We start from the raw sequence: 21,774 nt of genomic DNA, 5'->3' as shown, positions 1-21,774 counted from the left end.
TTGTCCACCCGAGGAGCCCCCGCATGATCGACAAGTCCCGCGCGCCGCGCCGCCGCAATGCGAAGAGCCTGCCCGCCTTCACCCCCGTCCCCCGCCACACCAACCGCCACGACGGCTGGACGCCCGAGCGGCAGGCCGGCTTCATCGAGGCGCTGGCCGACACCGGCAGCGTCAAGGCCGCCGCCCACGCGGTGAACATGACGCCGGAGGGCGCGTACCTCCTGCGCCGCCACCCCGAGGGCAGCAGCTTCCGCACGGCGTGGGAGGCCGCGCTCGCGCTCGGCGTGCAGCGGCTGGAGGACGTCGCGATGGAACGCGCGCTCCACGGCATCGAGGTGCCCGTCTATTCCTACGGCAAGATCATCGGCACGCGCCGCGTCTACAACGACCGGCTGCTGATGTTCGTCCTGAGGAACCGCGCGTCCGAGCGCTTCGCCGCCGGGACCGGAACAGCCAAGCGCGCGGACACCGTCAGCCGCTCGCAGCTCGCCCGCCTCAAGCGCGAGTGGCGCGCGGAATGGAAGCGGGAGTGGGAGGCGCAAGCCGCAGCGCAGGCGACTCGCTCGCCCGAGCAGATCCACGCGCTTCTCTCCAAGCGGATCGACGTCGCGCACCACGACTGGCTCAGGGGCATGAGCGAGGAGACCCTGCGCTACTACGAAGCCTTCCGCGCCGCCAAGCGCGCCCAGCAGGCCGGCACCACGCTGGAGGCGCTGGGCCTCGATCCCCTCGCGGAGGATTTCGACCCGGAGACGCCGCTGCTGCCGCCGCCGGACGAGAGCGCGCGGGAGCAGATCAGGGAGATGGGTGGGGATTAAGGGAGCGTTGCCGTACCACCGGCATCAGGGATACTGTTGTCGCGCGTGCACGAGACTGACGATCTCCACGGCACTTGTACCGACCCGATAGACGAGAATGTAGTTCGGGTGGGCCACCGCCTCGCGCGTGCCGGGAACGCGGCCCGGACGGTAGAGGAACGGGTGCTCCGGCAAACGCTCGGCGCAAGCCTCGATCGCAGCGGCAAGACGCTCGGCGGCGGCGAGGTCCCGGTCGGCGATGTAGGAGAAGATCTGCCTGAGATCCTGGCGCGCACTCTCGCGCCAGACGAGCGCCATCATGCCCGCTTGCGCTGCCGTGCTTCCTCGATGATCGCCTGTACCTCGGCCATGGCCACGTCATGAGCAACGGGCGGGCGTTCGTCGGCCAGCGAGGCGGCGACTTTGGCCTTGAGCCATTCCTCGTAGGCTGCGGCCTCTTCCGAGGTCGCGAACTCCGAGACGATGGGGGAGTGGGCGGTCATGCAGGGAATGTAATAGGCAGAGAGGCAGTTGCAAAGCCCCGAGCAATGGCCAAATAAGCAGTGTGCGACGGCGCTCCTGCCCCTAACTCCCGTCCCGAGACTCTCGCGAAATCACCTCTTGCACATCCTTTTCGCGCCGAGAAGGCAACAGCCTCGTCAAGCCGGTTGGCCCCTTTGGATCGCGGCGGAACGCCCAAATCACGTGGCTGAAGGCTGTTAGAACTGCGGCAATGCCCATCAAGGCGAAAGGGTCCATCGTCACCGTCATGGTCGCTACGAGCTACGCCGCCTCCTCACCAAACGAGAGCCGAAGTGGAGCGTCGAAAGCTCCCTCTACAACCGTCGCCTTCAGCTTCTCGATTGCTTGCGCGTACTGCCTCAGCCTTTTCTTACGTTGCGCGAAAGTCATCCGCCGCCCAGGCGTATCGGCCTCAACTCGCATCTTGGCCACGCCCTGAATGGCAGGCGAGCGGTGGTGCAGAGGTAAAGGGAGAAGCAAGCACTCAGAGTAACGCTCAAGAGCATATGCCTGCTCCGAAAGCATTATCTCAGAAACCTCAATTATAGCACTTGTTAGTTCAGCCTCTTCGTCAGGGTGGTAATTCGGAGCATAGAAAGACACAACATTGATAGGAAACATGGGTTCTGCATCTTCACCATCACCGTCAAACACCCACGGCTCGAATATCAATGCTCCGATCTTCTTTAGGAGACTAACACGGTCCCAGAAATTCGCCCAACTAGCCTCTGCAGTAGGCCCTTCATTGTAGTGAGGCCGGACCCAATCACCTTTGGCCTTCATTGAGTGGTCGGAAGGAAGGGCCCAAACCGCATTTGCACCTAGCTCCGCAACTTTCCGGCTAGGTTCTCGAGGAGCCTCACGAAGCTGGGAAAGAGGCAGGCTGAAAGTAGCATCCAGCTGAATAAGGCCGTACATGTCGATAAGCATGCGCAACAGAAGCGGATCACCAGTTTCACGCACACGCCTAAGCACTGGAGTTTCGCCGCTCAGCCCTGTCACGAGTTGGTTGGGTAAAAAGATCGGGTCGGCATCATCAGGAAGATGCTTCAACAGATACTGCGGACGCAGTCTTGTAGACCCTTCTGTGCGCTCGATCAGCCCCGCATCGATCAACTCGCCAATTGCAAGCTGAGCCCTAGGCTTCCCCATACCTACATAGTCTTCGCACGCCTTAGCCGACCATTTAGTGAGCCGATGGTCCGCGCCCGTTCCCGCTAGAAGAACGATAAATGCGCTGACAAGGTTCAAGCGGTTAGTAGCAGGCACTTCCCAGAGGCGGCTCCAAACGGCGCGGTCGAGCACACTGAAGCTGCTACCCCGGCCTTTGCCGCGCAACTGCTTTGTAGCTTCACTCTCGCTCGACATGGACGCACCTATCCGACTCTAGCTGATTAAGCTCATAACAGGTTGTTTTGACCCTATCAAGGATATCAAGGACATTAAGTTGCTCAAGGTGTTCTAGGAGCTCAAGGGCATCCAGTACGAGCGGACCATATCAAGGATATCTACTGGAAGCGGATCGACCGGTGACGGAGTGCACCGCATTGGAATACTGGCGGTCAGAGATCGAGTGGAGTCGGCTGGAACACTGTAACGCTACCTACTGAGCGGTGCTGCGAGCGTCCCCATGCGATGGAGCGGTAAGTTCCCGCTGCAGCCTCGGCGCAGCGCAGAGGCCTTCCACTTCAGGCGTAAGCGAAGGCTGCACTGAAGAGAGTTTTAAGCCGCTTACCTGAGCTCTTGTGAGCCAGCGTTGTAGGAAACTGTCGCCCGATGAGCGCGGCGCTTCTAATCTCAACAGCCAGAAAACGGTTTCTAAGCTGCGCTTGACGCTGCCAATCCAGCCTAATCCCAGCTCAGCAGCTTGAGAGACCACTTTTTTCGAACGTCAGCTTACGCCTCTGGCGCACCGCTCTCGTCAAAAGGGGAGGTAAACAGCGCTGGGAGCGCGAGGATGATGGCCCTCGCATCTTCTCTTTTCTTCACCGTCGCGCCAGCGGCCTTCCGCCCTCATGGCTGGCGCCATGACGTCGAACCTCGCCTGTGGCGAGGCCGGCCGNNCGGGTCGACCGCTGCGCTTTCGCGCACCGGCTTCTAAGCTACCGTTCTTGCAGAACGTCGCTTAGGCGCCTGCGGTCTCCTATTCCTCACCCATCCGCAGCGCCGCAATGAACGCCTCTTGCGGGATCGAGACGTTACCATACTCCCGCATCCGCTTCTTGCCTTCCTTCTGCTTGTCGAGCAGCTTCTTCTTGCGGCTGATGTCGCCGCCGTAGCACTTGGCGGTGACGTCCTTGCGCATGGCGCTGATCGTCTCGCGGGCGATCACCTTGGCGCCGATGGCCGCCTGAATGGGCACCTTGAACATGTGCCGGGGGATCAGCTCCTTCAGCCGCTCGACGAGGCCGCGGCCGCGGGCTTCGGCCTGGCTGCGGTGGACGATCATGGAGAGCGCGTCGACCGGCTCGTTGTTGACGAGGATGTTCATCATCACGAGGTCGCCCTCGCGCAGGCCGATCTGCTCGTAGTCGAAGCTGGCGTAGCCGCGGCTGATCGATTTCAGGCGGTCGTAGAAGTCGAACACCACTTCGTTCAGCGGCAGCTCGTAGGTCACCTGGGCGCGGCCGCCGATGTAGGTGAGGTCGATCTGGATGCCGCGGCGGTCCTGGCACAGCTTGAGGATCGAGCCGAGGTACTCGTCGGGCGTGTAGATCGTCGCCTTGATCCAGGGTTCTTCCATCTCGGCGATCTTGACCGGGTCGGGCATGTCGGCGGGGTTGTGCAGTTCCTTGATCGTGCCGTCGGTCATGGAGAGGCGATAGACGACGCTGGGCGCTGTCGTGATGAGGTCGAGGTCGTACTCGCGGCTGAGGCGTTCCTGAATGATCTCCAGGTGGAGGAGGCCGAGGAACCCGCAGCGGAAGCCGAAGCCGAGCGCGGCGCTCGATTCCATCTCGAAGCTGAAGCTGGCGTCGTTGAGGCGCAGCTTGCCGATCGATTCGCGCAGCTTCTCGAAGTCGTTGGCGTCGACCGGGAACAAGCCGCAGAACACCACCGGCTGCACTTCCTTGTAGCCGGGGAGCGCCTGCGTCGCGCCGTTTTTCACGGTGGTGACGGTGTCGCCGACCTTGGCCTGCTCCACTTCCTTGATCTGCGCGGTGATGAAGCCGATCTCGCCGGGGCCGAGTTCGGGCAAGTCGACGCGCTTGGGGGTGAAGGCGCCGACGCGGTCGATCAGGTGCTCGGTTCCCCCTTGCATGAACTTGACTTGCAGGCCCTTCTTGATGACGCCGTCGATCACGCGCACCAGGATGACGACGCCCAGGTACGGGTCGTACCAGCTATCGACGAGCATGGCTTTGAGCGGCTGGTCGCGCTCGCCCTTGGGGGGCGGGATCTTGGTGACGATGGCTTCCAGCACTTCGTCGATGCCGATGCCGGACTTGGCGCTGGCCATGACCGCGTCCGACGCGTCGATGCCGATGATGTCCTCGATCTCGGTGCGGACTTTCTCGGGCTCGGCGGCGGGGAGGTCGATCTTGTTGATGACGGGGACGATCTCGTGGTCGTGCTCGATCGACTGGTAGACGTTGGCGAGCGTCTGCGCCTCGACCCCTTGCGCGGCATCGACCACCAGCAGCGCGCCCTCGCACGCGGCGAGGCTGCGGCTGACCTCGTAGGCGAAGTCGACATGGCCCGGCGTGTCCATGAGGTTGAGCTCGTACGTGAGACCATCCTTGGCGGTGTAGTTCAGGCGCACCGTCTGCGCCTTAATGGTGATCCCGCGCTCTTTCTCGATGTCCATGTTATCAAGGACTTGCGCCGACATCTCACGCTCGGTGAGGCCGCCGGTGCGCTGGATCAGCCGGTCAGCCAGCGTCGACTTGCCATGGTCGATGTGGGCAATGATCGAGAAGTTACGAATAAGAGCGAGATCGGTCATCCCGGCCCGTTAGCAGCGAGTCGATGAACTGTCAGCCTGCCTTGCGCAATACAGCTTGCTCAAGCTTGTCCCGCACCGGGCGCGGCGGCGAGAAAGACACAGCGCCGTTCTCATCAAGAGGCAGCGGCTGCGCAAATTCCACGCCCATCCGGTCTTCGTTACACCAGCGGCACGTCGCCTGGACCAGGAGTCCCTCGGACAGCTGTAACGCGAACACAGTGCCCTGCGGGACGTTCCAGAGACCTTCGACCATCGCGCCGGTATAGGAGATGTTGCGGATGGTGCCGTCATAGTCCTGGCCGTCGTACTCCAGCACCACCCTCCGAAACATCGTCTGCCGAGGAGCGCGTGCTGACTTGGGTCCCCGCGCGATCGCAGAGATGCCCTCCTGCAACCTGGCGGACGCAGCAGCCTCGGTAAGCGGGGTTTCGTAGATGTATCCTTGGACATGGCTGCAGCCGAGCGTCCTGACGAGGTCCAGCTCGTCAAAGGTTTCAACGCCCTCGGCTGTGGTTTCCATGCCGAGCGCTTCCGCCAGGCTGACAATGGAAGCGATGATCGCGCCATTACGGCTGCCCGAAATTGTTGCTCCGCGCACGAAGCCCTGATCGATCTTGATCTTGTCGAAAGGTGCGCTCTTCAAATAGCCGAGAGATGAGTACCCCGTCCCGAAGTCATCAAGTGCGAGGCGGACACCCACCCGCTTGAGGGCCGCGAACGTGTTCTCAGTGCTTTTGTCGTCGCCTAGGAACACACTCTCGGTGATCTCAAGCTCCAGACGATCCGCCCTGATGCCAGAGGCCGCGATGGCGCTGGTAACGATAGCAGGCAGTGCGGGATTGGCGAATTGCAGAGGGGAAACATTGACGGCGACACGGACTTCCTCCGGCCATTGTGCCAAGGCATGGCAGGCCGTGCGCATAGCCCATTCGCCGATCTGTGGGATCAGCCCCGCGTCTTCCGCGACCGGGATGAACTTAGCAGGTGATAGGTATCCCAGGCGAGGATGCTTCCAGCGCAAGAGCGCCTCGAAGCCAGTGATCTGCTCTGTACTGAGGCGAACCTGCGGCTGATAGTGCAGTTCCAAGTTGCCATGGGCGATCGCGTCGCGCAGATCGTGCTCGAGTTGCTGACGTTCCTGTGCGTCGCTGTGAAGATCCTTCGCATAGAAGTGGTGGCGTCCGCGCCCACCATCCTTCGCCGCGTAAAGCGCAAGATCGGCATTGCGGATCAATGCTTCCGACGTGCAACCATCGTCTGGTGCAAGCGCAATGCCGGCCGAGGCCCCGATGGTGACGCGGCTTCCCTCGATAGAATAGGGTTGCGACAAGCTTTCTATGATACGACAAGCAAGCTGAGCCAGTTCCTCTCGCGACTGATGGCCAGGTAGGACCACCTGAAACTCGTCGCCACCGAGACGCCCCACCCTTCCTGCATTGCCGACCGTGCTGCGGAGGCGGTCCGCGACCTGACGCAAGAGCGCGTCTCCAGCAGGATGCCCCATCGTGTCATTCACCTGCTTAAAGCGGTCAAGATCCAGCAGGAACACGGCACAAGCACGATTTTCGACGCGCGGTGCGCTAAGTATCTTCTCGAGCCACTCGGACATCTGGAACCGGTTGGCCAACTTTGTCAGCGAATCGAACCGCGCCAGTTCAACGACGTGGCGCTGTGACTTGCGCGTCTCAGTAAGATCCGTCCCGGACCCGCGAAAGCCGAGGAAGTTGTTGAACTGATCCAGCACCGGACGGCCTGTGATCGACCACCAGCGCTCCTCCTCCTCATCTGTTGCGGCCCGGACCTGAAGGTCCTGGAACGAGGAACGCGTTGAAAGGTGGAAAACAAGCGTGCGCTCGCTCTCCTGCTCGCGCGTGTTCAGTTCGAACAGGTCTGTAAAGGGTCGCCCCTCCAGACCGGCCTGGGTCTTGCCGACGAGTTCGGCTATCCGGCGAGATATGTACGTGATCTGGCCACGCCGGTCAGTCTCCCAGAACCAGCCCTGCCCCGTTTCTTCATACTCCGCGAGCATCTCTTCAGCGCGATGTTGCTCCTGCTCGCGAGACAGGCGTGCTTCAGCGCGAAGCCTGGCGTTACCGACCTCGCGATAAGCGATGAGAACACCGAGCAGCATGCCGACGCCCCACAGCGACTGTGCTTGCAGACTGTTGCTGTAAAACGCTGGCCCGATCCAGACTGCAGCCAACGCGGTCAGCATGGAGAGCAAACGGCTTGTGAGTACGACGGCAGCAAGCATGGACAGGATCCCGCAGCTGGCCACGACTTGGGCCCAACTGGGTCCCGACAGCGCCTCTGCCCAGCGCGCTGCGGAGAACCCGAACAGAGCCAGAGGAAGCCCGATCGTCGCGACAATGACCGGGTAGTGCCGCCACTCGCCCACCTCGCGTCGAACTGCAAACGGTAAGAGCTTCGTGGAGGCGAGGCAGACCATCACCGCCACGCATGCCATGGCGCCCGCGACCATATCGGGCAGACTTGCCGATGCGACGGCCATCAGTGCGAAGAGCGCGGAGAGCCAGCCGGCGAAGAAGCGCCATCCTGCAGGTATCACCTCAGCCTGCGCATCTTCTGCAGATGGACGAGCAGCCGTTGCCGAGACCATGCGAGAGGCTCGCCTACGATCGGCATGCCCACGCGTAACCTGCGTCCGGAAACCGTCTCCTGCTGATGCATCTTCAGCATCCTCCGACCGCGCTCCTAGGGATACGCGCTGCTCAGGAGAAGAAAGGGTTTCAAGACTACTCGCCATCAGCGTTCCATGTGCGCGCGGCTGTTGCAAATGCGTTAAGCGAAGGGTGCGTTTGCGACCTACGGAACGTTTAGCCAAAGGTCGGCTTTGCAATTGACGGCGTTTTCGACTTGCTTGCAGGCCGATAGCCATGCTTGCTTGCGAGATTGCTGGGCATCAAGCTCGGAGTCCTGGGAGAATTCAGGTGAGGCACATCGCGATTGTCGGATCTGGCCCTGCCGGATACTACACGGCGGAAGCCGCGCTGAAGCAGTGGCCCGAAGGCGTTAAAATAGACGTCTACGACTCTCTACCGGTGCCATTCGGACTCATTCGCAGCGGCGTTGCGCCAGATCACCAGTCGATCAAGGGCGTGTCGCGGCGTTATGAATCAACAGCTCTTTCTGATTGCGTTCGGTTTCTGGGCAACGTGACAATTGGCCGTGACGTAAGCATCAGCGAGCTACAGGACTTCTACGACGCCGTCGTTCTGGCGACCGGAGCACCACAAGACCGCAAACTCAATTTGCCTGGCGAGGACCTGGAGAACGTTTTCGGCAGCGCGTCGTTTGTCGGCTGGTACAATGGACATCCCACCTTCAGCGACTTGAAGCCGGCTTTGTCGCACCACACTGCAGTCATTATCGGCAACGGAAACGTCGCGCTGGATGTGGCCCGCATCCTTGCCAAGGCGCAGGATGAGTTTGCTGGAAGCGACATCGTTTCCCATGCTTTGGATGCGCTCGCCGGAGCAAGGGTGGAACGCATTGTAATCCTTGGCCGCAGGGGGCCGCATGAGATCACCATGACGCCGAAAGAACTCGGTGAATTGGGGCACCTCTCTCGCGCTTGCCCGATCGTCGACGAGCAGGATCTACCACCGCTTGAGGAAGACGATGCGCTCGAACCAGGGCTGCGCAAGTCTGTCGCCCATCTGCGCGCATTCGCTGCTCAGAAGCCCGAAGAGTGCTCTAGCAAGGCAGTTCGGATCGAGTTCGACTTCTTCGCAGCACCGCAGAAGATCATCGGCAGCAACCAGGTGGAAGCCGTCGTGGTGGAGCGCACGAAGTTGGTTGATGGAAGCGCGGTCGGAACCGGAGTGAGCTACACCATTCCGGCTGGATTGGTGATCGCGTGTATCGGCTATGAAACGTCGCCCATTCCCGAAGTTCCTTTCGATAAGAAGGCTGGGCGGTTTGCCAACGATGACGGCCGTATCCGTCCCGGCCTATACTGCGTCGGCTGGGCACGACGCGGACCAACGGGGACGATTGGCACCAATCGGCCGGACGGCTTTGCCATTATCGAAAAGGTCAGTGAGGACATCGGCGAAGGAAGCGGAAAGCAGGGAGGTTGTGCCTTCGATGCGCTTGCAGCTGAACGCGGCCTCAACGTCGTGCGTTTCCGCGATTGGAAGAGAATCGAAGAGGCGGAAATCGCCAACGCTCGTGCAGGAGCTCCGCGGGAGAAGTTCGTCCTGGTTGAGGAGTTGATCGCCGCGGCGAACGCGGAGCGATAGCGCCGAAGAAGGCAGACGCCTCAGCCTGAGGGATGATAGAAGTCGTAAATGGATTGGGCCACCGCCGCGCTAACACCGGGCGCGCGCTGCAGGTCCTCCAAGCTGGCCGCACGCACTCGTCCGGCAGTCCCAAAGTGAAGAAGCAGCGCACGTTTTCTTGCCGGACCAATGCCTGGGATCTCATCGAGCGGGCTGGCACTAATCGCTCTGCTGCGCTTCGCTCTGTGCGCTCCGATTGCGAAGCGGTGCACTTCGTCCCGAAGGCGCTGCAGGTAAAACAGGAGCGACGAGTTAACCGGCAACATCTTTTCCCGGCCATCCGGGAAGTGAAACACTTCGCGCCCCTCCCGTCCGTGATGCGGCCCCTTCGCAATCGCGATCAGCGCGATGTCCTCCACCCCAAGCTCATCTACGGCCTGGCGAACGGCGCTCATCTGCCCTTTGCCTCCATCGATCAGGACCAGATCAGGCCACATGCCCTGCTCGCGCTCGGGATCCTCCTCCAGCACTCGGGCAAACCGACGAGCCATGACCTCGCGCATCATCGCGAAATCATCGTTGCTCTGCGCGTGGCGGATGTTGAACTTGCGATATTGGTTCTTGAGGAAGCCTTCGGGCCCAGCCACAATCATCGCGCCTACCGCTTTGGCTCCCTGGATGTGGCTGTTGTCGTACACTTCGATCCGCTGCGGCACTTCCGGTAGTTCTAGGAATTCGGTCAGTTCCTGCATGATCTTTGCCTGGGTGCCGCGTTCAGCCATACGCCGCTCAAGCGCCTCAACGGCGTTGCGCGTGGCTTGAGCGAGCAGACGGCGGCGGCTGCCTCTCTGCGGAACCGAGACCTCGACCTTGCCACCCGCAGCTTCGCGCAGCGCTTCCGCCAGCAAGTCGGCCTCGGGAAGCTCCCGATCCAGCAGGATGACCCGCGCCGGCGGCACCTCTTCATAGAACTGGGCGAGGAAGCTGGTCAGAATTTCTTCTTCTGCCAAGCCCTCTGTGTGGGTTGGGAAAAAGGCGCGATGTCCCCAGTTCTGCCCCCCGCGAATGAAGAACGCCTGGATGCCGACGTGCCCTCCCTTGCACGCCATCGCGAAGATATCCGCGTTATCCATCCCTTCCGCATTGATGGCCTGGCTGCCTTGAATGAATGTCGCTGCTCGCAATCGGTCCCGCAGCATCGCAGCACGTTCGAAGTCGAGGTTCTCGGCCGCTTCGGCCATCTGCGCCTCGATCTTCTTTTGCACCGCACTCGAACGTCCGCCGAGGAAATCCTTCGCCTCTCGGACGAGCTCGGCGTAACCCTCCTGATCGATGCGCCCCACGCAGGGGGCCGAGCAACGCTTTATCTGGTAGAGCAGGCATGGCCGGTCGCGCCGGGAGAAGAAACTGTCGGTGCAGCTTCGCAGGAGAAAGAGCTTCTGCAGCGCATTGACAGTCGTGTTGACCGAACCGGCGCTCGCGAACGGCCCGTAGTAATTGCCTTGCGCCTTACGCGCTCCGCGATGTTTCATGAGGCGCGGAAATGCGTGATCGGCGCGAAGCAGGATAAAGGGGAAAGACTTATCGTCCCGCAGCAGTACGTTGTACGGCGGGCGAAAGCGCTTGATAAGCTGTGCCTCCAGCAGCAGCGCTTCAGCCTCTGAGTTGGTCGTGACGATCGTCATGCTGCGCGTCTGGCTGACCATACGCTGGAGGCGGCTCGGAAGGCGCTCCCACTGCACATAGTTGGCCACGCGATTCTTCAGTGCACGCGCCTTGCCGACGTACAGCACGTCGCCGCGCGCATCCTGCATGCGGTAAACGCCGGGCCGAGGCTTCAGAGTACGAACGGTGTCGCGGATCGCCTCGACACCCGCTTGCAGGTCAGGCTGCTCCGTTCCGCGAACGGTATACGTCGCCTGCTCTTCGTGAAAACGTTCGGTGCCTTTGGGGAGATCAGGTCTGCCGGCAGGAGTTCGGGCCATGCGCGCGATTTAGGAGCGGCGGGACGAAAAGGAAACCGCCCCGCCGCGAACCTATCCGCCAGCTCAGAACATTTTGCGCAAATCTATGCCGACGATCCGTCCCTGCGGCTCCCGGTACGCAGCTTGGTATGCCAGCGGCACGTTGCCGTCTTCATCCGTTACGCGCTGTCGCTGATCGAACAGATTATCCACTGTCAAAGAGACCCGCGTATTCTTCAGGAAAGGAACGCTCTGCACCAGAGACTGCTGCTGACCCAAGTCGACAAACATGCGAAGGCCGACATCGAATGTGCTGCCGAAGCGCAAATCAGAACTTCCCGGCAGGCCACTTCCGTTGACTCGCGCAGGCGCATTCCACTCGCCCTGGAGACGAAGGCCGTACCCGTTGCGGAACACGCCTCCTTCGAACTCGATTGCATGTCTCGGCACGCCGCCAGCGGAGATTGCATCGCCCTGCAACTGATCAAGTTGTTCCACGCCCGGCGCAATGCGGATCGTGTCGGTGAAGCGCCAGGTATGGTAGACGGCGACATTCCAGCGCCCGCCTTGTCTGCCCCGCCGCATCGGACCGACACCAGCAGGCTCCGCACCGCCCCGGCTCGCGCGTTCGGGAGCGCCAGAGGGGCCACCGGGCCGCTCTGCACGGGAGCTTGCGCGATCCGCTCCGGGCTGCGGCTCTTCGCCTGCGGTCGATCGGGCTGCCGGCCTTCCTCCTGTTGTCGGCGACGAAGGACGCCGCGCTGCCGCAGGCGCTCCTGCTGCAGCGGCGTTCGCGCTGCTGCCCAAGCTGCCACCGAAGTTGAGGCCCCAGCGCATGCGCGAACTGGCTATCTCGTTAAAAGTGACAGGCCTGCGATCGATTGCCATCAATCGGCCCGCCCCATCACGCGTAACCCGGCCCGGGAAAGCTGCCTCTACGGCCGGCGTCAGCAACGGGAACGACTGAGTGACGTCAGTTGATCGATTTCGGAAGTACTCGATTACGAGATTGGACCGATCCAGGATCGGCAGTTCCCAGTTGAGCGCCAGCTTGATGTCCCGCTGCCGCTCGGCAAGCAAATCAGGATTGCCGCCCGAAACCAACGTCACCAGTGCCGTCTCCCCGCGCACGAAGTCGAAGGTTGGCACGTTGAAAGCGAGGACTTGCGGACTCGCCAGCTGGCTGAGTGAGGGCGCTGCCTCGTTCACGATGTAGCTCGCCTGGAAGCTCAGCTTTTCCGTCGGCGCCCAGGTGAAGCCGGCACTCCACTCCGTCAGGGTGCCAAAATCCGAAAGATGGTCGACCCCGCCACTGAGGTTGAGTGCGATGTCACCCACCGCGCTTAAGACGTCCTCGCGTCGGCTCGTAAGCGGCAGGGCCAGATTCACTCCTGCCGAGAACTCGCTGCGGTCAAGAACAACAGACCCGTTGAGATCGCGCGTGTCCTCGTTGTCGCTGCGACTGTAATCGAAGCCTGTACGGAATGTAGCAGCGATTTCACCGGCAGGAAGGCGCAGGAGGTTGCCAGCGACCGTCACCAAGGAGCTAACGCCCACATCTTTGGAGCGGGCCGTGTCGTACCCTGCGCCAGCGACCGGCGGGAGGGGGCCCATGATGGGCAAAGTTCCCGCCGCTGCCGCGTCAATCAGTGCCTGCAGATCCCGACGTCGGTCCACTTTCGTGGTTGCATCCGTATAGGACGCGTCGACGGTCCCGGTGAGCTGCCAGCCACCCAGCGCCTTGTTGTAGGCCAAACCACCCTGGAACGCGTCGGTACCGACCCGACTCCGCAGAGGTCCCTCCAAGCTCCGCCGCACGGTCGCACCGTCTGCTGTCAGCAACACGGTATCGAGGCCGGAAAGCGACCGGGTATCCGTTCGCGTGTAAGCGCCGTTTACGGTGAGGGAGCCGCCCAGCCCATCCTCGCCGAGCCCCATCGCAGACGTTCCACCCAACGTTATTTCCCGACTGGCGGAAACCAGGCTGCGATTGTCGGCAGGATCGGGGGCGCCGGGTATCGTGGGAACCGTGCCAGGCTCTTGAATGACATCGCGCTCAGCCTCTGTCAGCAAGGAGGTTTCGACGATCTTGGCCTCAAGAGTCGTCCTGCGTTGTCCGTCTACGCGGAACAGGCTGCCTTCGACTTCATAGTTCGAGTACCCCCCACGGGTCGGATAGTTGAACTCTCCAGCAATTTGCTTGCTCGCAAACTTATCCTTCAGGATGATGTTCACCACCCGCTGGTTCGGCGGGTAGCCGAAGCGAAGGGCCACCTCTTCGGGCAGGACCTGCATACGCCGGATCGCCTCTGGCGGTATCGAACGCATCTCACGGAAGCTGGAAACGCGCTGCCCGTTCAGGAGAATTACGGGGCGCCCACCGCCACGCCCACGGCCGCTACCCGTCTGAGGAGAGATCGCTTCCAGCAACTCGGATATCGACGCCACGCCGTAAGCCGCAATGTCCTCCTCCTCGAAGACCGCCACGGGCTGTTGCGGCACATCGATTTCGCCGCGAAGACGACCCGCTCTTACGACGATCTCCTCTGCTCCGCCATATTGCCCCTGGCCGTCCTCATCGTCATCTTCCGGTGCAACGGCGGGAGCAAGTACCTGCCCTGCATCCTGCGCATGAGCGACGACCGGACAGCACCCCGCTAAGAGCGAAATCGTGACGAGAGAGCGCAAAGGTAATTCTCCGAATGCAAATGGACGCCTGCCCTGAGCAGTGCGCGATGAGCCTCTGATGAAGCGCACCGCCGACACCAGACAAGCCACGGAGGGTATCAAATTGTCGCAAGTGTCTTGAGTTTCATCAGAACGCGACACTTCCCTTTTGCGCAAGCGATAGCTATGTGCCGCCCCGATGATGAACAAGACGAACGGAAACTGATCGCCAATGGCGAAAGAAGAACTCCTCGAGATGCGCGGCAAGGTGGTCGAGCTGCTGCCGAACGCGATGTTCCGGGTTGAGCTGGAAAACGGTCACGAAATCCTCGGCCACACTGCCGGCAAGATGCGCAAGAACCGCATCCGCGTGCTGGTGGGTGACGAAGTGCTGGTTGAACTGACCCCGTATGACCTGACCAAAGGCCGCATCACGTACCGCTTTATGCCGGGCCGCGGTGGGCCGGGGTCGTACTGACAGAGCAGATGCAGGCGCTGGCAGGCTCTGATCCTTCCCCCGCTCTCCGGCTGACCCTAGCCTCTGCCAGCCCACGTCGCCGGGAGCTTCTTGCTCGCCTCGGCGTCATGGCAGATGTCATTACCGCAGCGGATATTGACGAAACCCCAGCGAAGCACGAATTGCCCCGTGCCTATGCGCGCCGGATCGCTCGGGAGAAAGCCCTCGCGCTTTCCGCAGATGAAAGCCATGTGCTGGCTGGCGACACGGTCGTCGCGCTCGGACGGCGCATCCTCCCGAAAGCCGAAGATGCGCAGGTAGCACGCAACTGCCTGGAACTGCTCTCCGGCCGAAGGCACCGTGTGCTCTCCGCCATTGCGCTCAAGGCGCCGGATGGCACTCTGCGTGAACGGCTGTCCGAAACGGTTGTTCGCTTCAAGTCCCTCAGCGCATCAGAAGTCGAAGCCTATCTCGCCTCCGGGGAGTGGGAGGGCAAGGCCGGAGGCTACGCCATCCAAGGGAGTGCAGAAGGGCTGATCTCGTGGATTGCAGGCAGCCATTCGGGCGTCGTCGGCCTGCCTCTGTTCGAAACCCGCGCACTGCTGCGCTCTGCAGGGTTCGCGATTGCCTGAGTGGCTCGTTGAGCACGGCATAGGAGAGGCCCGTGCAATTCTGGTCGACAACGGCGAGGTGATCGCAGCCCGCCTGGATCGACCAGGGCGGCTCCGCGCAGGATTAATCGCCGACGCGAAACTGATCGCGCGCGCCTCACGGTCACGTCGGGGCACCTTGCTATTCGACTGCGGCGAGGAAGCACTCGCGGATGGCTTGCCAAGCGAAGCAAGCGAGGGCTCCACGCTTCGCGTTCAGGTCACCCGCGCGGCACTGGCGGAAAAAGGCCGCTACAAGCGCGCGCAGGCCCGCCCTACCAACGCCCAAAGTCGCCCTGCCCCTACGCTTCAGGAGACGCTCGCGGCATCAGAATTGCCTGTACGGGTTGTCCGCCGCTTCCGTGAAGATCCATGGCCAGAACTGATCAGCGACGCCATGGAAGGAGATCTGACTTTCACGGGCGGAGCCCTCCAGATCAGTCCGACACCAGCAATGACGCTCATCGATGTGGACGGCATTCTACCCGCCCCCCAACTCGCACGCGCAGCCGTACCCGTCATTGCTTCGGCCATTTTGAGGTTCGACTTGGCCGGTTCGATCGGAATCGATTTTCCTTCGCTGGAATCCAAAAGTGACCGCCGGTCTGTCGATGAGGCACTTGCAGAGGCCCTTCGTGATTGGCCCCATCAGCGCACCGCAATAAATGGCTTTGGGTTTGTTCACATCGTTGCAAAGCTGGAGAGGCCCTCCATCCTCTCGATGGTACAGCAGGAGCCCGCACGAACCGGAGCCTTGCTTCTCCTGCGCAGGGCCGAAGATGTGCGTGAAGCGGGACCGATAGTCCTGCGGGCTCATCCTAGGGTCATGTCCGCCTTGTCTCCGGATCTGCGAGCAGAACTGACGAACAGGACGGGCCGATCCATCAGCTATGAAACCGATCCCGCACTTGCTCTGCTCGGCGGCTTCGCGCAGGCGACAAGCTTATGAGTCGTATAGAACGCCCGTGTCCGATCTGCGGAAAACCTCGCGCCGCTGAGTATAAGCCATTCTGCTCAGCGAGGTGTCGCGATCGCGACCTCCTTAAATGGCTTGATGACGGGTATGCCGTTCCCGGCCCCCCAGCGCCGGTCCGAGATACAGACGAAGAATAATCCTGCAATTCGGGCTTGCCAACGCGCCTCCCCTTCGCCATAGGCGCGGCTCCAGCCGCTCGCCGGTCCTCTCAGACCGTCGCCGCAGCGTCGCCCGGGTAGCTCAGTTGGTAGAGCACATGACTGAAAATCATGGTGTCGGCGGTTCGATTCCGTCCCCGGGCACCATCGCCTCCTCCGCGATGGTCCACCAACGTCCAGAAACGGCTGAAATCCTAGCTTTCTGACGGTACCAACTCCGCTGCGATCCGCCACGATCCATTGGCACCCGCGCGTCCTGACGGTACATTGACGGTATCAGCCAGCCCAGCGCGGAGCAGATACCGTCATGCTCACCGATGCCGCGATTCGAAGGATCAAGCCCGAAGCCAAGCCGTACAAAGTCGCCGACATGCACGGGCTCTACCTGCTCGTGCAGCCTGGCGGTGCACGGTATTGGCGGATGGACTACCGTCATGAGGGCAAGCGTGGGACGATGGCGCTCGGCGTCTATCCGGACGTTTCGTTGAAGGAGGCTCGCGAGAAACGTGCAAGCGCGCGTCGCCTGCTCGACAAAGGCATCAATCCCTCAAGCTATAAGAAGCTGACGCGAGGAGTGGCAAGCATCTCGGCAGCCGTTACCTTCAAGGCCGTCGCTCAGGAGTGGCTGCAGAAGATAGAGGCCGAAGGTCGAGCCCCCAAGACGATGCAGAAGCTGCGCTGGCTTCTGGACTTCGCCTACCCGCTTATCGGCAATCGTCCTGTCTCTGAAGTCTCCGCGCCCGAACTGCTCACGGTCCTTCGGACAGTCGAGGTCAGGGGGCGTCACGAATCGGCGCGCAGACTGCGCAGCACCTGCGGCAGCGTACTTCGGTACGCGATCGCCACGGGCCGTGCACAGCGGGATGTGTCGGTCGATCTGCACGGCGCGCTCATCACCCCCAAGGTCCAGCACCGGGCGGCGATCGTGGAGCCTCGCAAGCTCGGCGCTTTGCTGCGCGCAATCGAGACCTACGAAGGACAGCCGCACATAGGAATTGCGTTGCGCCTGGCGCCGCATGTCTTCGTGAGGCCGGGCGAACTGCGGCATGCCGAATGGGCAGAGTTCGACTTTGCGGCCAAGGTCTGGACCATCCCCGCTTCGAAAATGAAGATGGGGCGGGCGCACAAGGTGCCGCTTTCACGGCAAGTCTTGGCCCTGCTGGCCGATCTACGCGAACTCCGCGCAGGCTCGCGGTACCTTTTTCCAAGCATCCGCTCCGACGACAGACCCATCTCCGACAACACGATCAACGCCGCGCTGCGACGTCTTGGATATGGCAAAGAGGAAGTGACGGGTCATGGCTTCCGGGCAACCGCCAGCAGCTTGTTGAACGAGTCGCGCAAGTGGCATCCAGACGCGATCGAGCGGCAGCTTGCGCATATGGAAAGCGACGATGTCCGAAGGGCCTACCTCAGAGGCGAACACTGGGCCGAGCGCGTACGCATGATGCAGTTCTGGTCCGATTACCTGGATCGTCTGCGTGACAACGGCAATCGCGCGAATGCATCCAAGGGAGCAGGAGCCAAAAGGGCCAAGAAGGACCACACCCGTACCAGCGGGAACAGTCTGGCTCCTGCGGCTGCTTTGTTGGACGAAGCAGATCGTCCGAGATCAACCGAGAAGACGCGGTAAGCTGCCTCGGGCCGGCTGGCGGCCAAGCTCACCGAGCTCCACAGACCGCCATTGGAATGGCCTGCCCGTCCCCGCCGGAGCGTTTCTCATCTTCCGCAGGCCGCGTTCGCGCCCCGCAGGCGGCCTGCGCCCTCTACTCCTCGCCAGTTCGCGTAGGGAACACCGGCCCACGCACTGTCATCTTTGCGGCATCATAGGGCTTCTGAAGCGCTACGACCTCGTCATACGAGCCTCTCAGCCAGGTATCCACGTCCTCAGGCTCAAGGATGGTGATCATCGCCTTCGGGTGGATGGGTGCGACGAGTTCGTTAGGGTCGCACGTCACCATCGTGAAGCCCGTGCCATCCTTGGTGCGCTGCCAGAACCCGGCCACAGGAAACACGCGCTGGTCGGTGCTAAACCACATTTCCCCCTTCAGCGGCGGCTTGCCGTCGCCAAGATCGTGCTTGTCCGGAGTGAACTCGCAAAACTCGGTCAAGGGCACGATACAACGGTTCTCAGGCTTCTCGGCCAGCCTGCGCCATTGAGGCAGCCCAAGCTGCCGCACGTTCGTCATCGGCCATTTCGCTTCGCCGCCGAGCACATCCCAGGTCATCACGTCCCAGGCGCGCACGCCGCCATGCTCTCGCACCACGTAGCTGCGGCTCTTAGGGCGAAGCTCCACTGGATCGAAGCGGTTGTCGCGCGGACGCTCGCTGAACAGCTGCGCCATCGATCCCCAGAGAGTTTCAGGCTCACCTCGCATGCGGGCTCGATTACACATGCGGCATTTGTAGACTGTTAAGCGGTCGGGATCCAAGCTCCCACGGTGAGGAGAAAGCCCCCTTCCCCCTGGTCAGCCGCAGGTCTGCCGTACTTCGACGCAAGCGCCGGATGAGGCGCGTCATGATGATCATCGCTGCGCTTGTCGCCGCTGGCGCCGTTGGCGGCGCAGCTGGCGTCGCCTCTCATTTTCTTGAACGTGACGCAACTGCTAGCCATGTGGCAGTTGCTTATGCTGACCCGATCTACGGCTGCTCCGCGACAGACGGCGATACGATCCGCTGCGGCGATGAGCGTATCAGGCTCCTGGGGATCGACGCCCCTGAGCTACCCGGCCATTGCCGCGTCGGTCGGGATTGTGCACCTGGCGACCCGCACGCCTCCACGAACAACCTGAAGGCAGCAATGAGCGGGTCCCTGACCATCAAGCGGATCGGCGAGGACCACTATGGCCGAACGCTGGCGCTGGTTGCGGGCAGCAAAGGAGATCTCTCCTGCTGGCAGCTCAGCCACGATCAGGTGATCTACAAGGCCGATTGGGACGATGGCCTGAACGTCGCCCGGACTTGCCCGAGCGACGTTCTCTAAGGCCGTGCACTGGAATCAGTACTTCCCTGCGCGACAGCATGAGGGCTTGGCTGCCATTGGGACTTCTCTGCCGTTCACATGCCACAGCCTGGATATCAGCTCTTGTCAGAAGCCGACGTTCAGCGTTTTTCCGCGCGGCGTCGCGTCAAAAATGAAGCTGGGCATGCCCGTCCGCTTTTCGAGCCGACGGCCGCCTGAAGACGACATAGCATCGCAATCGCGGACCTGCGCTCCCGGCAACTAGATCAGCGGGCCACCGGGCGTATCGCTTCGACCAGCAACATTGACAGCTTGTACGCATCTAGCGCGGCATCCTTCACCCGCTCGGCATTGAACGCGTAATACCGTATGCCTACATAAGTGTTGGCCTTCATGGCTTCGGGGTGCTGGGGGGTTCAAATCCCGCAGGCTGGCTGATTATCGGTGCCCTCTTTTTGGCTCTGGCGCTTCGCTTCGCGAGCGTCATTTTCATGGAGAGATTGCCTATGATTACATGTTCAAAATCTCGCGCTCGCAAGACGCACAAGGTCAAGAACACCAACCTGAACCCAGTAACTAACGTGATGAAGCTCTGTTCTGTTTCTTTCGAGACCGTCTGGGCACTGATCGTTGGCTGGTCTGCTGGTGCGGCCGGCCCCGCACCATCGGCGCAGTTGCGCCAGCGTCGCCAGTAGAGGGCGGAAGAGCGATCTTCCGCCCTTTGCTTTTTTGGCCCTTTGTTACCGCTGGAAGGCGGGCGGTTCCGGTCATACACCGGTCTCATGGCTGACCAGGTTCCCTTGATCGTATTCCCTGACACAAACGTCCTCATCCAAGGGCGCGCGCTAAAGGATCAGCCATGGGAAGAGCTTGGCCGCGACAACATCGGCGTCATTCTTTCCGGGCCCGTAATCCGCGAGCTTGATCGGCTGAAAAACCGGCCGGGGAGAGTTGGGAAGGTTGCGCGGTCGGTTAGCACGAAGGTGCGCGAGTTGATGGCGACCACGGGCCGGGGGGAGCTGCTGCGCGAAACCGGGCCAAGGGTCATGCTGCGTCTCGCATCTGGCGTGCCGAGCCAAGCCAAGGTGCGCGAGGGAATCGACCTTACCCATGACGATCAGGCCATCATCAATCAGGCGCTTGCGAGCCTTGATGCAGGGGATGACGTCGTCCTCCTTACCGACGATAATTTCGCGGCAATGACCGCAGAGCATTTCGGGTTGCCGGTGCGGATGCTGCCAGGTCACTGGCTGAAGGAGCCCGAAGCCGACGATAGTGTGAAGGAACTCGCCCGCAAGGACGCGGAAATCGCTCGGCTTAAGGCAGCAGAGCCGATGCTTCAACTCCGCTTCATCGATCAATCGGGCACCCAGATCGATCGCCTCGACGTGACGATGAAGCGCTATCTTCCAGTCCCACCTGATGATGTCGATCAACTTGTGGAACGGGTCACTGCGCTCGCGCCGATGGCCGAGCTGACACCCACGCCACTGAAGGAAGCCTCCAAACCCCGGAGCACCGGCAAGGGGTTCGACATCTCGAGCATCGCGTACCCTGAAGGCGTGATACCTCTAACCCGAAGCGACATCGACAAGTATGAGGATGACTATCGGAACTGGGTATCGGGCGTCCGTTCGAAGATCGCCGGATTCCACGCGGAATGGAATCGCCGACGCGACTGGCCTCAGGCTGTTTACTGTGTGCAAAACACGGGCACACGGCCCGCTGCGGATGTCCTCGTCGAGATCGCTGCGTCTGGCAGTTTCAAGCTGAGTGGCCCGGGGGAGGACGTCAGCGAGAGCGGCGGCAAAGGCGTGCGCTGGCTTGAGCTTGCGCTCCCTCCACAGCCGCCGCGCCCGCAATCTCGCGCCGAGATCCTTATGGCAACAGGGATCTTCGATCGTGATCCTCTTTCGAGCCTGCCGCGCGCTCCGATCTTCCCCTCGATGGCGAACCCGCGGCGGGACGATGATGCTTTCTACTGGCGAGACGGCAGATCCGATCCCGTCTCTACGATGGCGCTTGAATGCAAGACCTGGCGTCATGGACGAGAGGAAGAGGATTTTCCCTTTCGCATCTGGGCAGACGATAGCGCGGACGTGCGAGGCCTGATCGTTGGCCGGATCAGTGCGAGCAATATTCGAGAGCCACTCGACAAGCACCTTCCGCTCCGTATCAACTTCGAAGATCGCGAGTGCCTGGTGCTGGCAGAAGCGCTCGTAGACGATTTCGAGCGACGGCTCGCACAGAATAGCAGGTTGAGGAGATAGAATGGATACCTTCAACGCTGGAGTTCAGTATAACGACTTCAAGGGAACCGTCGCCGCGGACATCTCATGAGACCTGTGCGCGGGTGGGCGTAGACAGGTGCGATGAATGCTGATTCTATGCGCTTTCCCAGGAGGAGAGCAGGCGATGGCGCATCGTTCGA

General features: G+C 61.6%; 19 protein-coding genes and 1 tRNA gene. 11 read left to right on the top strand and 9 right to left on the bottom strand.

The window, feature by feature from the left end; all coding sequences use genetic code 11:
* Nucleotides 1-23: 23 nt before the first annotated feature.
* Complete coding sequence (locus tag ABUH87_RS00355) at nt 24-818, top strand: hypothetical protein (RefSeq protein ID WP_367767763.1); 795 nt, start codon at nt 24-26, stop codon at nt 816-818.
* Between the two features lie 24 nt (nt 819-842).
* On the opposite strand, the gene ABUH87_RS00350 is transcribed toward ABUH87_RS00355, so the two are convergent.
* The 5 genes from ABUH87_RS00350 to ABUH87_RS00330 all read right to left on the bottom strand — a co-directional run bounded on the left by ABUH87_RS00350 (nt 843) and on the right by ABUH87_RS00330 (nt 7,885).
* Nucleotides 843-1,118, bottom strand: a complete 276-nt coding sequence (locus tag ABUH87_RS00350) for a type II toxin-antitoxin system RelE/ParE family toxin (RefSeq protein WP_367767761.1) — start codon at nt 1,116-1,118, stop codon at nt 843-845.
* A complete protein-coding gene (gene relB, locus ABUH87_RS00345) occupies nt 1,115-1,300 on the bottom strand; it encodes a type II toxin-antitoxin system RelB family antitoxin (RefSeq protein WP_367767759.1) in 186 nt (61 codons plus the stop codon). Before relB ends, ABUH87_RS00350 begins: the two co-directional genes overlap by 4 nt.
* A 280-nt stretch (nt 1,301-1,580) precedes the next feature.
* Nucleotides 1,581-2,687, bottom strand: coding sequence for a hypothetical protein (locus ABUH87_RS00340; protein WP_367767757.1), 1,107 nt, complete (start codon nt 2,685-2,687; stop codon nt 1,581-1,583).
* Between the two features lie 775 nt (nt 2,688-3,462).
* Nucleotides 3,463-5,265, bottom strand: a complete 1,803-nt coding sequence (gene lepA / locus ABUH87_RS00335; protein ID WP_367767755.1) for a translation elongation factor 4 — start codon at nt 5,263-5,265, stop codon at nt 3,463-3,465.
* A 31-nt stretch (nt 5,266-5,296) separates the two neighbouring features.
* Complete coding sequence (locus tag ABUH87_RS00330) at nt 5,297-7,885, bottom strand: EAL domain-containing protein (protein WP_367767753.1); 2,589 nt, start codon at nt 7,883-7,885, stop codon at nt 5,297-5,299.
* A 331-nt stretch (nt 7,886-8,216) separates the two neighbouring features.
* On the opposite strand from ABUH87_RS00330, the gene ABUH87_RS00325 reads away from it, so the two are divergent.
* Nucleotides 8,217-9,530, top strand: coding sequence for an FAD-dependent oxidoreductase (locus tag ABUH87_RS00325; protein ID WP_367767751.1), 1,314 nt, complete (start codon nt 8,217-8,219; stop codon nt 9,528-9,530).
* A 20-nt stretch (nt 9,531-9,550) separates the two neighbouring features.
* Here the strand turns inward: ABUH87_RS00325 and uvrC are convergent, their stop codons facing one another.
* Together uvrC and ABUH87_RS00315 are read right to left on the bottom strand one after the other, a co-directional pair.
* Complete coding sequence (uvrC, locus tag ABUH87_RS00320; RefSeq protein ID WP_367767749.1) at nt 9,551-11,494, bottom strand: excinuclease ABC subunit UvrC; 1,944 nt, start codon at nt 11,492-11,494, stop codon at nt 9,551-9,553.
* 63 nt (nt 11,495-11,557) lie between these two features.
* Nucleotides 11,558-14,161, bottom strand: coding sequence for a TonB-dependent receptor domain-containing protein (locus tag ABUH87_RS00315; protein WP_367767748.1), 2,604 nt, complete (start codon nt 14,159-14,161; stop codon nt 11,558-11,560).
* A gap of 211 nt (nt 14,162-14,372) precedes the next feature.
* Between ABUH87_RS00315 and infA the strand changes: the two genes are divergently transcribed.
* From infA to ABUH87_RS00285, 6 genes are all read left to right on the top strand, one after another.
* The gene (infA, locus tag ABUH87_RS00310) at nt 14,373-14,618 is read left to right on the top strand and encodes a translation initiation factor IF-1 (RefSeq protein WP_058735963.1); all 246 of its coding nucleotides are present in this window, start codon (nt 14,373-14,375) and stop codon (nt 14,616-14,618) included.
* A gap of 8 nt (nt 14,619-14,626) precedes the next feature.
* Nucleotides 14,627-15,229: a Maf family protein gene (locus ABUH87_RS00305; protein ID WP_367767747.1), complete on the top strand. Its 603-nt coding sequence runs from the start codon at nt 14,627-14,629 to the stop codon at nt 15,227-15,229.
* On the top strand, nt 15,222-16,196 hold the full coding sequence (locus tag ABUH87_RS00300; protein ID WP_367767745.1) for a ribonuclease E/G family protein: 975 nt from the start codon (nt 15,222-15,224) through the stop codon (nt 16,194-16,196). The genes ABUH87_RS00305 and ABUH87_RS00300 overlap by 8 nt, the downstream gene beginning before the upstream one ends.
* On the top strand, nt 16,193-16,360 hold the full coding sequence (locus ABUH87_RS00295; protein WP_367767743.1) for a DNA gyrase inhibitor YacG: 168 nt from the start codon (nt 16,193-16,195) through the stop codon (nt 16,358-16,360). The genes ABUH87_RS00300 and ABUH87_RS00295 overlap by 4 nt, the downstream gene beginning before the upstream one ends.
* A gap of 92 nt (nt 16,361-16,452) precedes the next feature.
* Nucleotides 16,453-16,528: transfer RNA gene (locus ABUH87_RS00290), tRNA-Phe, on the top strand.
* A gap of 160 nt (nt 16,529-16,688) precedes the next feature.
* Nucleotides 16,689-18,014: a tyrosine-type recombinase/integrase gene (locus ABUH87_RS00285; protein WP_367767741.1), complete on the top strand. Its 1,326-nt coding sequence runs from the start codon at nt 16,689-16,691 to the stop codon at nt 18,012-18,014.
* Between the two features lie 133 nt (nt 18,015-18,147).
* Here the strand turns inward: ABUH87_RS00285 and ABUH87_RS00280 are convergent, their stop codons facing one another.
* A complete protein-coding gene (locus tag ABUH87_RS00280; RefSeq protein ID WP_367767739.1) occupies nt 18,148-18,777 on the bottom strand; it encodes an SOS response-associated peptidase family protein in 630 nt (209 codons plus the stop codon).
* 122 nt (nt 18,778-18,899) lie between these two features.
* Here ABUH87_RS00280 and ABUH87_RS00275 point away from each other — a divergent pair, with 122 nt between their 5' ends.
* Nucleotides 18,900-19,364: a thermonuclease family protein gene (locus ABUH87_RS00275; RefSeq protein WP_367767737.1), complete on the top strand. Its 465-nt coding sequence runs from the start codon at nt 18,900-18,902 to the stop codon at nt 19,362-19,364.
* A 245-nt stretch (nt 19,365-19,609) separates the two neighbouring features.
* Here ABUH87_RS00275 and ABUH87_RS00270 read toward each other — a convergent pair whose 3' ends face one another.
* Nucleotides 19,610-19,738, bottom strand: a complete 129-nt coding sequence (locus ABUH87_RS00270) for a hypothetical protein (protein WP_367767735.1) — start codon at nt 19,736-19,738, stop codon at nt 19,610-19,612.
* Nucleotides 19,739-19,747: 9 nt separating this feature from the next.
* Between ABUH87_RS00270 and ABUH87_RS00265 the strand changes: the two genes are divergently transcribed.
* Together ABUH87_RS00265 and ABUH87_RS00260 are read left to right on the top strand one after the other, a co-directional pair.
* Nucleotides 19,748-20,038, top strand: coding sequence for a hypothetical protein (locus ABUH87_RS00265; RefSeq protein WP_367767733.1), 291 nt, complete (start codon nt 19,748-19,750; stop codon nt 20,036-20,038).
* Nucleotides 20,039-20,125: 87 nt separating this feature from the next.
* Complete coding sequence (locus tag ABUH87_RS00260) at nt 20,126-21,613, top strand: PIN domain-containing protein (protein ID WP_367767731.1); 1,488 nt, start codon at nt 20,126-20,128, stop codon at nt 21,611-21,613.
* The last annotated feature ends 161 nt before the right edge of the window (nt 21,614-21,774 follow it).

The sequence above is a fragment of the Novosphingobium rhizovicinum genome, from assembly GCF_040813635.1.
Taxonomy (GTDB): domain Bacteria; phylum Pseudomonadota; class Alphaproteobacteria; order Sphingomonadales; family Sphingomonadaceae; genus Novosphingobium; species Novosphingobium rhizovicinum.
This window is presented reverse-complemented; position numbering and strand designations above follow the sequence as displayed.